Source organism: Rhizobium sp. 18055, from assembly GCF_902706285.1.
GTDB lineage: Bacteria > Pseudomonadota > Alphaproteobacteria > Rhizobiales > Rhizobiaceae > Rhizobium.
Window position 1 is genome coordinate 315,338 of record NZ_CACSKD010000005.1, and the last position, 13,432, is coordinate 328,769.

15 protein-coding genes are annotated in these 13,432 nt (G+C 60.7%); 4 read left to right on the forward strand and 11 right to left on the reverse strand.

Annotation, left to right across the window (positions count from 1 at the left end; translation table 11 throughout):
• Positions 1-108: 108 nt before the first annotated feature.
• The 8 genes from pheT to infC all read right to left on the reverse strand — a co-directional run bounded on the left by pheT (position 109) and on the right by infC (position 6,691).
• On the reverse strand, positions 109-2,544 hold the full coding sequence (gene pheT, locus GVL52_RS12190; protein WP_160007330.1) for a phenylalanine--tRNA ligase subunit beta: 2,436 nt from the start codon (positions 2,542-2,544) through the stop codon (positions 109-111).
• A gap of 37 nt (positions 2,545-2,581) precedes the next feature.
• The gene (locus tag GVL52_RS12195; protein WP_244619156.1) at positions 2,582-2,857 is read right to left on the reverse strand and encodes a DUF2442 domain-containing protein; all 276 of its coding nucleotides are present in this window, start codon (positions 2,855-2,857) and stop codon (positions 2,582-2,584) included.
• Positions 2,838-3,062 carry a DUF4160 domain-containing protein gene (locus tag GVL52_RS12200; protein ID WP_160007332.1) on the reverse strand — a complete coding sequence of 75 codons (225 nt, stop codon included), beginning with the start codon at positions 3,060-3,062 and terminating at the stop codon, positions 2,838-2,840. The genes GVL52_RS12195 and GVL52_RS12200 overlap by 20 nt, the downstream gene beginning before the upstream one ends.
• Positions 3,063-3,066: 4 nt before the next feature.
• Positions 3,067-4,149, reverse strand: a complete 1,083-nt coding sequence (pheS, locus tag GVL52_RS12205; RefSeq protein ID WP_160007334.1) for a phenylalanine--tRNA ligase subunit alpha — start codon at positions 4,147-4,149, stop codon at positions 3,067-3,069.
• A 54-nt stretch (positions 4,150-4,203) separates the two neighbouring features.
• Positions 4,204-5,040, reverse strand: a complete 837-nt coding sequence (locus GVL52_RS12210; protein WP_160007336.1) for a serine/threonine protein phosphatase — start codon at positions 5,038-5,040, stop codon at positions 4,204-4,206.
• Between the two features lie 99 nt (positions 5,041-5,139).
• Positions 5,140-5,544, reverse strand: a complete 405-nt coding sequence (gene rplT / locus GVL52_RS12215) for a 50S ribosomal protein L20 (protein WP_018899276.1) — start codon at positions 5,542-5,544, stop codon at positions 5,140-5,142.
• A gap of 36 nt (positions 5,545-5,580) precedes the next feature.
• Positions 5,581-5,784 carry a 50S ribosomal protein L35 gene (gene rpmI / locus GVL52_RS12220; RefSeq protein WP_160007338.1) on the reverse strand — a complete coding sequence of 68 codons (204 nt, stop codon included), beginning with the start codon at positions 5,782-5,784 and terminating at the stop codon, positions 5,581-5,583.
• 370 nt (positions 5,785-6,154) lie between these two features.
• The gene (infC, locus tag GVL52_RS12225) at positions 6,155-6,691 is read right to left on the reverse strand and encodes a translation initiation factor IF-3 (RefSeq protein WP_160007436.1); all 537 of its coding nucleotides are present in this window, start codon (positions 6,689-6,691) and stop codon (positions 6,155-6,157) included.
• A 177-nt stretch (positions 6,692-6,868) separates the two neighbouring features.
• Here infC and GVL52_RS12230 point away from each other — a divergent pair, with 177 nt between their 5' ends.
• The 3 genes from GVL52_RS12230 (at position 6,869) to GVL52_RS12240 (ending at position 9,131) form a co-directional block, all read left to right on the forward strand.
• The gene (locus GVL52_RS12230) at positions 6,869-7,747 is read left to right on the forward strand and encodes a carboxylesterase (RefSeq protein WP_160007340.1); all 879 of its coding nucleotides are present in this window, start codon (positions 6,869-6,871) and stop codon (positions 7,745-7,747) included.
• A 235-nt stretch (positions 7,748-7,982) separates the two neighbouring features.
• Positions 7,983-8,582 (forward strand): transglutaminase-like cysteine peptidase, encoded by a 600-nt coding sequence (locus GVL52_RS12235; RefSeq protein WP_160007342.1) that lies wholly within the window; start codon positions 7,983-7,985, stop codon positions 8,580-8,582.
• A gap of 246 nt (positions 8,583-8,828) precedes the next feature.
• Positions 8,829-9,131 (forward strand): contact-dependent growth inhibition system immunity protein, encoded by a 303-nt coding sequence (locus GVL52_RS12240; RefSeq protein ID WP_160007344.1) that lies wholly within the window; start codon positions 8,829-8,831, stop codon positions 9,129-9,131.
• A gap of 123 nt (positions 9,132-9,254) precedes the next feature.
• On the opposite strand, the gene mbfA is transcribed toward GVL52_RS12240, so the two are convergent.
• Positions 9,255-10,238 (reverse strand): iron exporter MbfA, encoded by a 984-nt coding sequence (gene mbfA / locus GVL52_RS12245; protein WP_160007346.1) that lies wholly within the window; start codon positions 10,236-10,238, stop codon positions 9,255-9,257.
• 320 nt (positions 10,239-10,558) lie between these two features.
• Here mbfA and GVL52_RS12250 point away from each other — a divergent pair, with 320 nt between their 5' ends.
• A complete protein-coding gene (locus GVL52_RS12250; protein ID WP_160007348.1) occupies positions 10,559-10,906 on the forward strand; it encodes a helix-turn-helix domain-containing protein in 348 nt (115 codons plus the stop codon).
• Between the two features lie 71 nt (positions 10,907-10,977).
• Here the strand turns inward: GVL52_RS12250 and GVL52_RS12255 are convergent, their stop codons facing one another.
• Positions 10,978-11,181 (reverse strand): hypothetical protein, encoded by a 204-nt coding sequence (locus GVL52_RS12255; protein WP_160007350.1) that lies wholly within the window; start codon positions 11,179-11,181, stop codon positions 10,978-10,980.
• A gap of 148 nt (positions 11,182-11,329) precedes the next feature.
• The gene (locus GVL52_RS12260) at positions 11,330-13,225 is read right to left on the reverse strand and encodes a tetratricopeptide repeat protein (protein WP_160007352.1); all 1,896 of its coding nucleotides are present in this window, start codon (positions 13,223-13,225) and stop codon (positions 11,330-11,332) included.
• Positions 13,226-13,432: the final 207 nt, after the last annotated feature.

The following is a 13,432-nucleotide window of genomic DNA, read 5'->3' on the forward strand; positions in this document are numbered from 1 at the left end:
GCAATGGACGCAAGGCAGGCGTTTGTCGGCGAGCCCGCTGAATCACATACCCCCACCGAAGACGGCGCTCCAAGCCGGCGACCTTCGCGCCGGCCTGCCTCGCTATCCTCAGCCGCGCAGGGCGCCGCCGGTGACCTTGGTGACGTTGGCGACGATCTTCTGGGTCAGCGCCTCGAAATCCTCGTCGGTCAGCGTGCGCTCGACCGGCTGGATCTGCACTTCGATGGCCACCGACTTCTTGCCTTCGCCAACCGACGCACCCTCGAAGATATCGAAGACGTTGACGCCTGCGACGAGCTTGCGGTCTGCACCGGACGCCGCCTTGATGATGGCGCCGGCTTCGACCGCCTTGTCGACGACAAAGGCGAAGTCGCGCTTGACCGCCTGGAACTGCGAAAGTTCCAGCGCCGGCTTGGTGCGGGTGGCCTTCTTCTTCGGCTCGGGCATGGCATCGACATAGACTTCGAAGCCGCAGAGCGCACCGGAAACGTCGAGCGCCTCCAGCGTCGAGGGATGGAACTCGCCGAAATAGCCGAGCACGACCTTCGGGCCCATCTTGATGGTGCCGGAACGGCCGGGGTGGTACCATTCGGGGCCGCCCTGCTCGACCTGGATATTGGTCATCGGCAGGCCGCAGGCTTCGATCACGGCCAGCGCATCGGCCTTGGCGTCGAAGACATCGACCGGCTTGCCGCCGCCCTTGGCCGCGTTCGACCACATGCGGCCGGACCCGTTCATCGAAGCGGTGCCGCGACGGATGCCGCCGGCAACGCGGCGCTGGCCTTCCGGCCTGTCGTTCTCATAGGTGCCGGAGACTTCGAAGATGGCGACGTCGCCAAAACCCTTGTCGGCATTGCGCTGGGCGGCGGTCAGCAGGCCCGGCAGCAGCGACGGGCGCATGTCCGACATGTCTGATGCGATCGGATTGGCAAGCTTCAGCGACGGCGCGCCGCCGCCAAACAGCTTGGCCTGATCTTCGGAGATGAACGACCAGTTGACCGCTTCCAGCATGCCGCGCGAGGCCAGTGCCCGCTTGGCGGTGCGGGTGCGGATCTGCAGCGTCGTCAGGATCTTGCCGTTGATGGCGACATGGCTTTCCAGCGGCGCCGGCTTGATGTTGTCGACGCCGTGGATGCGCATGACTTCTTCGACGAGATCGGCCTTGCCATCGACATCGGGACGCCAGGAGGGAACCGCGACCGAGACGCGTTCGTCAGCATTGGCACCGGAACCGGTGACCTTGAAGCCGAGGCGTTTCAGGATCTCGATGCTCTCCTGCGTGGAGACCTCGAGGCCTGTCAGGCGCTTGACCTCCGAGAAGGGGAAATCGACGATCTTCGGCTCGTAGCCCTTGTAGCCGACGACTTCCGCCTTGGCAGCTGTGCCGCCGCAGAATTCGAGCACCAGTTCGGTGGTGCGCTCGAGGCCGGGGATCATGTATTCGGGATCGACGCCGCGTTCGAAGCGGTAGCGGGCATCGGTGATGATGCCGAGGCCGCGGCCGGACTTGGCGATGTTCATCGGGTCCCAGAGAGCCGATTCAATCAGCACGTCGGTGGTGTTTTCATCGCAGCCGGAATGCTCGCCGCCCATGATGCCGCCGATCGATTCGATGCCGTTGTCGTCGGCGATGACGACATTGCCGGGACCGAGCTTGTATTCGCGCTGGTCGAGCGCCAGCACCGTCTCGCCGTCTTTCGCGCGGCGAACCGTGAGGTTGCCGTTGACCTTGGCGGCGTCGAAGACGTGCATCGGCCGCCCCTGGTCGAAGGTCATGTAATTGGTGATATCGACGAGTGCGTTGATCGGGCGCAGGCCGATGGCGAGCAGGCGCTGCTGCACCCATTTCGGGCTCGGGCCGTTTTTGACGCCGCGCACGAGGCGGAGCGCAAAGCCGGGGCAGAGCTTTGCGTCGTCGAGATCGAGCGTCACTCTGGTGGTGGTTTCTCCTTCGACAGTGAAGGTCGGCTTGGCCATCGTCTTCAGCGTGCCGAGGCCGGATGCGGCGAGATCGCGGGCGATGCCGTAGATCGAGGTGCAATCCGGGCGGTTCGGCGTCAGGTTGATCTCGATGACCGGATCGTCAAGATGGGCGTAAGCGGCATAGCTCTCGCCGACAGGTGCATCCTCGGGCAGATCGATGATGCCGTCATGGCTGTCGGAGATCTGCAGTTCCTTTTCCGAGCACATCATGCCGTGGCTCTCGACGCCACGGATGTTGCCGACGGCGAGCGTCACGTCGATGCCGGGAACGTAGACGCCGGGTGCCGCGAAGGCGCCGATCAGGCCGGCGCGCGCATTGGGTGCGCCGCAGACGACCTGGACGGGGGCGCCCTTGCCCGTGTCAACCGAGAGAACCTTGAGCCGATCGGCCTGCGGGTGCTTTTCGGCGGTGAGGATCTTGGCAATGACGAAGGGCTTGAACGCCGCCTTGTCATCGACATCCTCGACCTCAAGACCGATCTCGGTCAGGCGCACGCAGATTTCATCGAGGGTGGCTTCGGTTTCAAGGTGATCCTTGAGCCAGGAGAGTGTGAATTTCATTGTGTTGTTCTCGTCTCAAAAATCATCAATTGGTCGGTCAGGCAGCTTTTTCCGGGGCCGTCGCGCCGGGAGCCTTGATGCCCAGGAACATGCTTTTAACCGAAATACCCTCGTCGATCGCGGTCCACCAAATTCCTTCGTACATCAGTTCGATGTCGTTCAGTTCGCCAGCGTCGAGTTCCGAAAGAAAGGGATACCACCAAAGCGGCGTTGCGATGACGCGGCCGTCAGCGAGAGCAACGTAGACTTCGCCGTCGGCGCACCAAGCGCGGACTGGTTTCATTTCGTCGGTTTCAAAGGCCAAAGAAGTCATCCCATTCGTCACGATGCTCAGATGCCACCGTGAGTAGCCTGCCGATTTCCTGATCAGTATACCCTTTGTTCTGCGCGACTTCCAAACTCTTCAACCAGACCTTCAGGGACTTTCCATCCTTGACGATATGGACATGCGGTGGTTCGCCTACGTCCAGTGCGTAGAACCTGAACTTGTAGCCATGCCAGATCAGCAAGGTCGGCATCGTCTTAGGCGCTCAACCCGCCGAACAGCGTCGGCATATCGAGCGGGCGGAAGCCGTAATGGGTCATCCAGCGGACGTCGGCGTTGAAGAAGTCGCGCAGGTCGGGCATGCCGTATTTCAGCATGGCGATGCGGTCGAGCCCCATGCCCCAGGCAAAGCCCTGATATTCGTCCGGATCGAGCCCGCCCGCGCGCAGCACGTTCGGGTGCACCATGCCGCAGCCGAGGATCTCCATCCAGTCGGTGCCTTCGCCGAACTTGACGATCGGGCCGGTGCGGTCGCACTGGATGTCGACTTCGAAGGATGGCTCGGTGAACGGGAAGAAGGACGGGCGGAAGCGCATCGTGACGCTGTCGACCTCGAAGAAGGTCTTGCAGAATTCTTCCAGCACCCAGCGGATATTGGCGACATTGGCCTTCTTGTCGACGACCAGGCCCTCGACCTGATGGAACATCGGCGAATGGGTGGCGTCGCTGTCCTGGCGGTAGGTCTTGCCGGGGATGATGATGCGGATCGGCGGCTTCTGGGCTTCCATGGTGCGCACCTGCACCGGCGAGGTATGGGTGCGCAGAACCTTGCGCTCGCCATTCTCATCCGGGTTGAAGAAGAAGGTGTCGTGCATCTCGCGGGCCGGGTGGCCTTCGGGGAAGTTCAGCGCCGTGAAGTTATAATAGTCGGTCTCGACGTCGGGACCCTCGGCGATCGAGAAGCCCATATCGCCGAAGATCGCGGTGATCTCGTCGACGATCTGGCTGATCGGGTGGATGCGGCCGCGCTCGGCTGGCGACGAGCGCACCGGCAGCGACACATCGACGGTCTCGGCCTTCAGCCGGGCATCGATTGCCGCCTTCTTGAGGTCCGCCTTGCGGGCATTGATCGCCTCGGTCACCACTGTTTTCAGCGCGTTGATCTGCGCCCCGCGGGTCTGGCGCTCTTCCGGCGACATGGCGCCGAGCGTCTTCAACAGTTCGGACACCGAGCCCTTCTTGCCGAGCGCTGCGACGCGCACCGCCTCGATGGCGGGTTCGTCTGTCGCGGCTGCGACGTCGGACAGGAGTTGCTTTTCCAGAGTTGCGAGTTCGGTCATGTTTTCCTGCCTTAGGGGCGTCGGTCTTTGAAATGCGTCAGTCTTGTCGATTGTTCACGAAACATGCTTGAGATAGCTGGTCGCCACGATGAAACGTCGCAGATCACTACCCATGTGCAGGCGGCCAATCAACCGGGCAGTTGACAAAAACGCCCCGAGGAAGCCGGTAAGCTTGCGCAGTTCGGCAATCGCCTGCGGCGGCGCGGTTTCGGCCCAGGCATTGTAGGCCCGGTCATGGGTCTTTTTGCCGAGCTTGGCACGGGTCGCCACCTGCAGGAACAGCAGCCAGATATCACGCGCCTGCGCCACTTCCAGCGGCATCACCCTGTCCGGCTCTTCCTCGAAATCCATGAAGCCGATGCGACCATCCTTCAGGAACATGTCGCGTGGATAGGGCCGGCCGTGACACAGGCCCTTTTGATGCAGCCGGCCGAGATCGGCGGCGCAATGCACCAGCATGTCGTCATGGGCTTGCGGATCCTGCTCGCGGACCGCCCAAAGCTGGCTGTCAACGGTATCGCCGGCATCACTGAAGACCACGGCAGCACCGGAGGAATAGATGACGCGGGCGGTCGGTACGTCCTTTGCCGCGAACTGGCCGATACGGCGGATTTCCCGCGCCGCCATGCCTTCATCGGCCAAGAGCGGCGACGGGCGCAGGAAGGGCGCGCGGATCAGATTGGCGAGCATGCGCTGCAGCGCCACCCAGCGCGGCGCGCTCTCCGTGCCATAGCGCTTGATCCAGACCGCGCCGCTCGACAGGGCCACGCGCTCGACCCGCTTGGAGCCGCTGAGCAGCGCTGCGAGCAGGACCGGAACGTCCTCTTCGCGCAAGCCCCGATCTCGGAGCAGGTCCTGATCGGCCGACAGATTGTCGAAATCGTTCGCCATGGTCCTGGCGTCCTCATCCTGGTCAAAACGAAAAAACCCGCGCAAGCCTGGCCAGCGCGGGTTTCAAATCATCGAAGCGAATGTTCTGAGAGCGCCGGCTTAGTTGACCGCTGCTTCAAACTCGTTCTTCGTGCCGGCATCCTTCAGGTACTCGAGAGCCTTCTTGGAGGCTGCAACGAGGGCACCGAATGCTTCCGGCTCATGGATTGCCATGTCGGACAGAACCTTACGGTCAACTTCGATGCCAGCCTTGTTCAGGCCGTCGATGAAGCGGCCGTAGGTGAGGCCGAATTCGCGGACAGCAGCGTTGATGCGCTGGATCCACAGAGCGCGGAAGTTGCGCTTGTTGATCTTGCGGTCGCGGTAAGCGTACTGCTTGGAGCGGTCAACCGCAGCCTTTGCGGCGCGGATGGTGTTCTTGCGGCGGCCGTAGAAGCCCTTGGCCTGCTTCAGAACCTTCTTGTGCTTGGCGTGGGCGGTAACGCCTCTTTTTACGCGTGCCATGTCATGATCTCCTTAATATACAGCGGGCGAAGGGTCTTAGCGACCGTTCGGCAAATAGTTCTTGATGACCTTGATACCGTCCGGCTTCGCCAGAACCATGGTACCGCGTGCATCGCGAATGAACTTGTTGCTGCGCTTGATCATGCCGTGGCGCTTGCCAGCAGCGGCGGCCTTGACCTTGCCGGTTGCGGTGATCTTGAACCGCTTCTTGGCAGAGGACTTCGTCTTCATCTTGGGCATTTTGCTACTCCATTTCTGATCCCCCGACCGCCTTTCAGAAGACTCGCTTCAAAAGAAGCCTTCTCGCGATGCCCGGTTTCCCGGTCGTCGCAACAAGTGCGGGAGCGTTTGTTGTTGATCTGCGGCTCCGGTGATGAACCGTTCCGCAAGCATTCGAAACTGCCACGGCATGCCCTGCCGGTCAGTTCGGACGCGCGCTTATAACCGCAGCGTCACAAAAGTGCAACGGGGCGGAGCAAGGATTCTCGATCGACGGTCGCAGGCAGCATCTTTGCCGCCTGGTCGCGCCTAAACCGCGTGAAACCGGCATGGCACAAAATACAAAAGCCGCCCTTGCGGACGGCTTTGATGCACTGAGGACGGGCGCGCGTTACTTCGGCGCGAGAACCATCATCATCTGGCGGCCTTCAAGCTTCGGCTCGGCTTCGACCTTGGCATATTCCAACGTGTCGGCCTTGACCTGCTGCAAAAGCTTCATGCCGAGTTCCTGGTGGGCCATTTCGCGGCCACGGAACTTCAGCGTCACCTTTACCTTGTCGCCTTCTTCGAAGAAGCGACCCATCGCCTTCATCTTCACCTCATAGTCATGGGTGTCGATGTTCGGGCGCATCTTGATTTCTTTGACTTCGACGATCTTCTGCTTCTTGCGCGCCTCGGCGGCCTTCTTCTGGTTCGCGTATTTCAGCTTGCCCAGATCGAGGATCTTGCACACAGGCGGTTCGGCATTCGGGGAAATTTCCACCAGATCGAGGCCGGCGTCTTCCGCCATCTTCAATGCCTCGTCGGTCGCCACGACGCCTAAATTCTGTCCTTCAGCATCGATCAGCTGAATCTTGGGAATGCGAATGTCCCGGTTCGAGCGCGGCCCATCCTTCACGGGCGCGTCGGTTTTAAAAGGTCTGCGAATGGTCGTATTCTCCTCGCGTTGTTTCGGATTGCTGCAGCGGGTCGCCTCTATATAAGGAGGACAAACCTAGTTTCGCCATCGCTGCAGCCAAGTCATTAGCACGCTTTAGCGGAAAAATCACCTGCTGTCAGCCTCTCAAGAATCTGTTTTATAGGCGAAAACAAACGGAGTTCCGCCATGTCCGACGCCAATCCCGCCCCCGAGCATCAATTCCTGACCGTCGGCGATGGCGCCGCCGCGCGCGAGATCGCCTATATCAATCGCTGCGGCACGAAGGGCGCCAGCGCGCCGACGCTCGTTTGGTTATCCGGGTACCGATCCGACATGAGCGGCAGCAAGGCGGTCGAACTCGACCGGATGGCGGCGGAAGAGGGGCTTGCCTGCATCCGTCTCGACTATTCCGGCCACGGCCTTTCCGGCGGCGTCTTTCGGGACGGGACGATTTCGCGCTGGCTCGAGGAGGCGCTGGCCGTGCTTCTGCATCTGGCGCCCGCGCGCGTCGTCCTCGTCGGATCGTCGATGGGCGGCTGGATCGCGCTCAGGCTGGCGCAGGAACTGGCGGCCAGGGCGGCAGGCGCACCCGAACTTGAGGGGCCTAAACTTGAGGGCCCCAAACTTGAGGGCCCCAGACTCGAGGGGCCCAGACTCGAGGGCCCCAGACTCGATGGAATGGTGCTGATCGCGCCGGCGCCCGACTTCACCTATGAGTTGATCGAGCCGAACCTGACGCAGACGGAACAGGCCTCGCTTGCCGAGCGCGGTTTCTTCGAGGAGCACTCCGACTACAGCCCGGAGCCGAACATCTTCACCCGGGCGCTGATCGAGGACGGCCGGCAGAACCGGGTGCTGACCGGGATGATCGAGACCGGGTGCCCGGTTCATATCCTGCAGGGGATGAAGGACCCGGATGTGCCATACCAGCACGCCATGAAACTGATCGAGCACCTTCCGGCCGACGACGTGGTGCTGACATTTATTCGTGATGGAGACCACCGGCTGTCGCGCCCGCAGGATATCGAGCGCATGCTTCTGGCCGTCAAAACGCTTGTTCGCTGACGCCCGGACGGTACACCGCGCGAACGCTGCCTGATTTTCAAGCGATTTCAAACCGTTGGCTCGCCTATTGCCTGGCATATGGCGAGCGCAGCGTTGATCGCGGCTGAAAAGTCCTAACGCATTTTAACTATGTTCACCGCTTCTCACCCCCTCCTCATAAGTAGTGATTGACTCTGCGCGCCCCTCTCCGTTAACTTTTTGTTAATAAATAAAGGGCGATGCAAGGATACTGGGCGTGCGGATCAAGGGTTTCCTGTTGGCCATGATGGCCACGTTTGCGATGTCGACTGCCGCAACGCCGGCCGCGACCAACACCCTGTCGATGGTCACCGGCGCCGCCACGTCTCAGCCGATCGGCCATTACGAATTCTGCCAGAGCCATCGCAACGAATGCGGCGCAAACCGCAACGTCAATTCCGTCGATATGACCGATGCCAAGTGGGAACTTGTCCGCTTCGTCAACAATGTCGTCAACACCACGATCACGCCGATGACCGACAAGGAAATCTACGGCAAGGACGAGGTCTGGGCCTATCCGACCACCGCCGGCGACTGCGAAGACTTCGCATTGCTGAAGCGCCGCATCCTGATCCAGCGCGGCTTTTCGCCGGCCAACCTGCTGATGACCGTCGTGCGCAAGCCCGATGGCGAAGGTCATGCGATCCTGACGCTGCGCACCACCCGGGGCGACTTCGTGCTCGACAACCTGGCATCGACAGTCAAGCCATGGTTCGACACCAACTATTCCTTCATCAAGCGCCAGTCGAGCGCCAATGCCGGCCGCTGGGTCACCATCGAAAACGGCCGCGACGTGCTGGTCGGCGCGCTGAAGTAGCTTGTCCTCTCTCTCGCGCAAACCCCAACGACTCCCTTACCGCTGTGAACGTCACAGCGGTCAAGCGTATGGACCTAATTGAATGCGAGCGACTGCGTACTCGCCGAGGGAGGGCGTAACTCCCGGAGCGCGCAGGCTATGGATGACCCAGAACACGCAAGCGGTCTTCAGGAACCAAAAGTCCCTACGGCCTTTTGCTCGAAACGCACTTTGAGCTCAGGTCATACGCGAAGGATTCCCATTTTTGTGGCCAAGAACTTCGAGAATTTAGAGCATTTGCTGGGCGGATATTTCCATCAAGACTGGGATGTGGAGGGAGCCAACGACGCGGAGGTCATTTCGGCTTTCCAGCGAACGGAGCCTGTCAAACGGATTGAAGTCACGATCGCTGAGATTGACCACATATTGCAGCTATTCACGGGAGACGCATCGAAAATTGAAGAGCTTTTGACGGCTTGGGGATGTGAATACTATTACCAAACTGACGGACTGAGCGGCCAAGAATGGCTGCAGCGAGTGCGTTCCTTGCTCATGGAGCCTGAACTTTAGCGTCTCGCGTCTTCCCCTTTTACTTGATATTCTGATATCTGAACGAGCCAGATCTCCATAGCCGCAAGCAAATCTACAGCCTCGCCAGCTGGGCGCCCCCCTGCGACCGCAGCGATCGCCACCTCACCCACTGCCGATCAATATCCCGGCGCCGAGCACCAGGCCGCCGCCGACGACGACCTGGAAGGCGGCGCGCAGGAAGGGGGTTTCCATGAAGCGGTTCTGGATGAAGGCGATGGCCCAGAGTTCGAAGACGGCGATGATGACGGCCAGCGTCGTTGCCGTCCAGAAATCGGCGATCAGATAGGGCAACGTGTGGCCGAGGCCGCCGAGCGCCGTCATGATGCCGCAGGAGAGGCCGCGCTTGATCGGCGAGCCGCGTCCGGAGATCTTGCCGTCATCGTGGGCAGCTTCGGTGAAGCCCATGGAGATGCCGGCGCCAACGGAGGCCGAGAGGCCAACGAGGAAGGTCTGCCAGGTGTCCTGGGTGGCGAAGGCGGCGGCGAAGATCGGGGCAAGCGTCGAGACCGAGCCATCCATCAGGCCGGCAAGGCCGGGCTGCACGTAGGTCAGGACGAATTGCCGGCGTTGCTTCTGGTCCTCCTCCTCGCGGACCTCTTCCGGCGCATGCTTCTCGCCGAGCATGCGGGTGATGTCCTCATGGCCCTGCTCGGCCAGAGCGAGATCGCCGAGCAGCTGGCGGGTCCTGGCGTCGCTGACACGGCCGGCCGCTTCGATGTAGAAGCGATAGGCCTGTTGCTCCATGGCTTCGGCCTCGTTGCGGATCTTTTCCAGCGGCAGGTTGGCGCGCAGCCAGTCCGGCTTGCGGTCATAAAAACCCTGGACATGCTCGCGGCGGATCAAGGCGATGCGCTCGCCGAAGCGTTCCCGGTAAAGAGCGATCAGCGAGCTGCGGTGGGTGTTTTCAACTTCGGCCATGTCTTCGAAGACCTTTGCCGATGCCGGATAGTCGCCGCGCAGCCGGTCGGCATAGGCCAGGTAGATGCGGGCATCGTCCTCCTCGGAGCCGATGGCGAGCGCCAGGATTTCCTGCTCGGACAGGCTGTCGAAGGAACGTTTGGGGGATCTGAAAAGCCGATTCAGCATATGAGCCTCATTTTAGAATAATTCTAAAATAGGATGTCGCGGGCTGTTGGTCAAGCCTGCGCTGCCTTGCGAGATCGACATATCGCCGCCGATGTCTATCCAGATCGGTTCGTGGATTTTCCTAGTAACGCTGAAGCACGCACATAAAATAGAGCGATGTTCTTTATGCACGTTAAGGTATATTTCGTATTTTATATTTTTGGGAAACGCCCAAAACTGGCGAAAAAGCCAGTTGAAATTTGCAACTCTTGGGTTGAGATATTCTCAAACCTCTGCATAGTGATTTTCATAATTTATTGCCTCAAAAGGAAACATTAGAATTGCCCGATCCGGTGGATATTATTGTCGGCCAGAACGTCCGAACGTTGCGCGCGAAACGACGGATCTCCCAACTGGAACTGGGCGACGCACTTGGACTGACATTCCAGCAGATCCAGAAGTATGAAAAAGGCACCAACCGCGTCTCGGCAAGCAAGCTTCACCAGATCGCGGTTTTTCTCGGCGTCGATATTTCGGCGTTGTTCGAAGGTGCCGATACGACGGCGCGGCCGGGCCTGAGTGCGGAGGCCTACGAGCTAGCCGTGACCTACGACAAGCTGCGCTCGACCGCGGGCAAGGAAGCGGTCAAGACCATCGTGACATTGATGAGTGGCGAGGCCTACGCCTGAGAAAACAGGCAGACATGCGCGGGCTCTGACGTCGTCTCTCTATCACGCAGAGCCTAGCGCATAACGTCCGTTCAGTGGATTTCGGTATCGTGCAGGGCGACCAGCAGCTGATCCTGCGTGTGGTGGCCGGCGTGATAGAGATCGATCGCGATGCTGGCGATCGACAGCCCCTGCTGGCTGCGGAGCTTGATATTGCGCTCTGCGCACCAGGTGTAGAGCGCGCCGGCGAGTACATCGACATCATCAGACTGAAAAGGCAGGGCGGCTACCGTCATGGGAGTTGCTCTCGGTGTGTGTTTATTCCCCTTCGAACATATTGAATATAATTGCCGCCGCTGCAAAGCGGCTTCCATCAGGTGCGTTAACATAAGACAGATCGCTAATATCGGGTGTTTCAAAATGGCGCAGAGCGCCATCCACGGGCTACTGCGAGGCGACGCGAAAGCCATCCTGCGGGAAGGTGCAGGCCTCGATCGCGTCGAGCATGCTGCGAAAGCGCGGATGGTCGCGGATCGAATCGAGATCGGAATCATGCTTGAACCAGAGGATCTGGTAGCAGGATGATTGCGGCAGCAGTGCCTCCAGCATATCCAGCGCTTCTTCGCGTTCGTTGAGGAGCGCATGGACGCAGGCGATGTTGTACTGGGCGACGACATCATCCGGATCGATCTCCTGCGCGCGCCTCGCCCATTCCCGGGCGCGCTCCGTTTCGCCCATATGCGCCAGCGCCAGCGCGCCGCGGTGTGCCGGGCTGGAGTTTTCGGGATGCAGTTCCAGCGCCCGCTCGGCGCGCTCGATGCCGACCCGTGCCCAATGCTCCCGCTCCTGCGAGCGACCCAGCGAGCGGCAGACGCTGGTGAGGTGGATCGGCGAGAGGTAGTCATCCGGGCGGATCTCGGTGGCGCGGGTGAAGAAGGTGACGGCGCCCTCGAACTTGCCCTGCATGAACAGGAAGCGGCCGTACTGGAAGTTCACCTCATAGAGGTCGGGCTCCAGTTCCAGCGCCCTTTCGAACTCGACAACGGCCTCGTCGTCGCGGCCATCCTGATGCAGCGCCAGGCCGCGCGAGGCATGCGCTTCGGCCAGGTTGGGATCGAGCGCCAGGGCCTTGGCGGTGAGCTCGAGAATGCCCTTCAGCGTATAATCGCCGGCATGCCAGTCGCGCAGCGTCGATTCGCAATCGGCAATGCCGGCATAGGCCTGGGCGTAATCGGGATCGAGCGCGACGGCTGTGGCGAACATGCGCCGCGCCATCAAGAGGTAATGCCGGGTGAAGCTGTGGGAGAACTGCCGCCCGCGAAGGTAATAGGTGTAGGCCTCGACATTGGTGGTCGGCTCGGCGGCAATCGCCTTCTGCTCCTCCGGCAGGAGCTGGATCTTCAACTGGTCGACGATCGCATGGGTGATCTCGTCCTGGACCGCAAAGATATCGGTGAGATCGCGATCGAAGCGGTCGGCCCAGAGATGGGTGCCATTGCGGGCGTCGATCAGCTGCCCTGTTATCCGCACCCGCTGGCCGGCCTTGCGGACGCTGCCCTGAAGCACGAAATGGACGCCGAGCTCGGCGGCAATCTGCTTTACCTGCACCGACTTGCCCTTGTAGGTGAAGGCGGTGTTGCGGGCGACGACGTAGAGATTGGAGATCTTCGACAGGTCGGTGATGATATCCTCGGTGATGCCGTCGGAGAAATATTCCTGCTCGGGATCGCCGCTCATATTGGTGAAGGGAAGCACGGCCACCAGCGGCTTCTGCTTTTCACGGGCCGCGGCAAGGGCTGCCTCGTTGACCTTCAGCGGCAAGGCGCGCTTGGCCGAGATCGCATAGACCCGGACCGGCTGCTCGATATTCTTCAGCGTGAACATGCCGCGATCCTGAAACGACAGGTCGAGCCTGGTGCCGACATGATCCCTCGCCGAGGCCGAGAGCGCCACGCCGCCGGGCTCGGAGATCGCCTCCAGCCGCGCCGCGACGTTGACGCCATCGCCGAAGATATCGTCTTCCTCGACGATCACGTCGCCGAGATGGACACCCATGCGAAACTCGATGCGCCGCTCGTCCGGCTCGGCCCTGTTGCGCTCGGCCATCGCCTGCTGCACCTGGTGGGCACAGGACACCGCGTTGACGATACTGGAGAACTCCACCAGCATGCCGTCGCCGGTCAACTTGACGATGCGGCCGCGGCCCTGGGCGATGCGGGGATCGACGATCTCGCTACGGCAAAGCTTCACCGCATCCAGTGTTCCCTGCTCGTCGGCACCCATCATCCGGCTGTAGCCGACGATATCCACTGCGAGAATAGCTGCAAGACGGCGTTCCAAGTTTACCTCGGCACTGGCTAACCAAAGGGGAATGCAAGTCTAGTCTTTTTATGGAGCCCAATACAGGCAGAATGTTGCGTCGCTAATAGAGAGATTAAAAATACAATTGTCGAGTCTCTTAAGCAACCACACATAGGTTTATTCCTATGCAAAATACAAAAGCCCGGTTGCAAGCAACCGGGCCCTTGAAAACCATGGATGATCTCG

What these genes read in the sequence shown, in the direction of transcription:
- pheT (WP_160007330.1), bottom strand. Translation starts at nt 2,544, where the DNA reads ATGAAATTCACACTCTCCTGGCTCAAGGATCACCTTGAAACCGAAGCC.
- GVL52_RS12195 (WP_244619156.1), bottom strand. Translation starts at nt 2,857, where the DNA reads ATGACTTCTTTGGCCTTTGAAACCGACGAAATGAAACCAGTCCGCGCT.
- GVL52_RS12200 (WP_160007332.1), bottom strand. Translation starts at nt 3,062, where the DNA reads ATGCCGACCTTGCTGATCTGGCATGGCTACAAGTTCAGGTTCTACGCA.
- pheS (WP_160007334.1), bottom strand. Translation starts at nt 4,149, where the DNA reads ATGACCGAACTCGCAACTCTGGAAAAGCAACTCCTGTCCGACGTCGCA.
- GVL52_RS12210 (WP_160007336.1), bottom strand. Translation starts at nt 5,040, where the DNA reads ATGGCGAACGATTTCGACAATCTGTCGGCCGATCAGGACCTGCTCCGA.
- rplT (WP_018899276.1), bottom strand. Translation starts at nt 5,544, where the DNA reads ATGGCACGCGTAAAAAGAGGCGTTACCGCCCACGCCAAGCACAAGAAG.
- rpmI (WP_160007338.1), bottom strand. Translation starts at nt 5,784, where the DNA reads ATGCCCAAGATGAAGACGAAGTCCTCTGCCAAGAAGCGGTTCAAGATC.
- GVL52_RS12230 (WP_160007340.1), top strand. Translation starts at nt 6,869, where the DNA reads ATGTCCGACGCCAATCCCGCCCCCGAGCATCAATTCCTGACCGTCGGC.
- mbfA (WP_160007346.1), bottom strand. Translation starts at nt 10,238, where the DNA reads ATGCTGAATCGGCTTTTCAGATCCCCCAAACGTTCCTTCGACAGCCTG.
- GVL52_RS12255 (WP_160007350.1), bottom strand. Translation starts at nt 11,181, where the DNA reads ATGACGGTAGCCGCCCTGCCTTTTCAGTCTGATGATGTCGATGTACTC.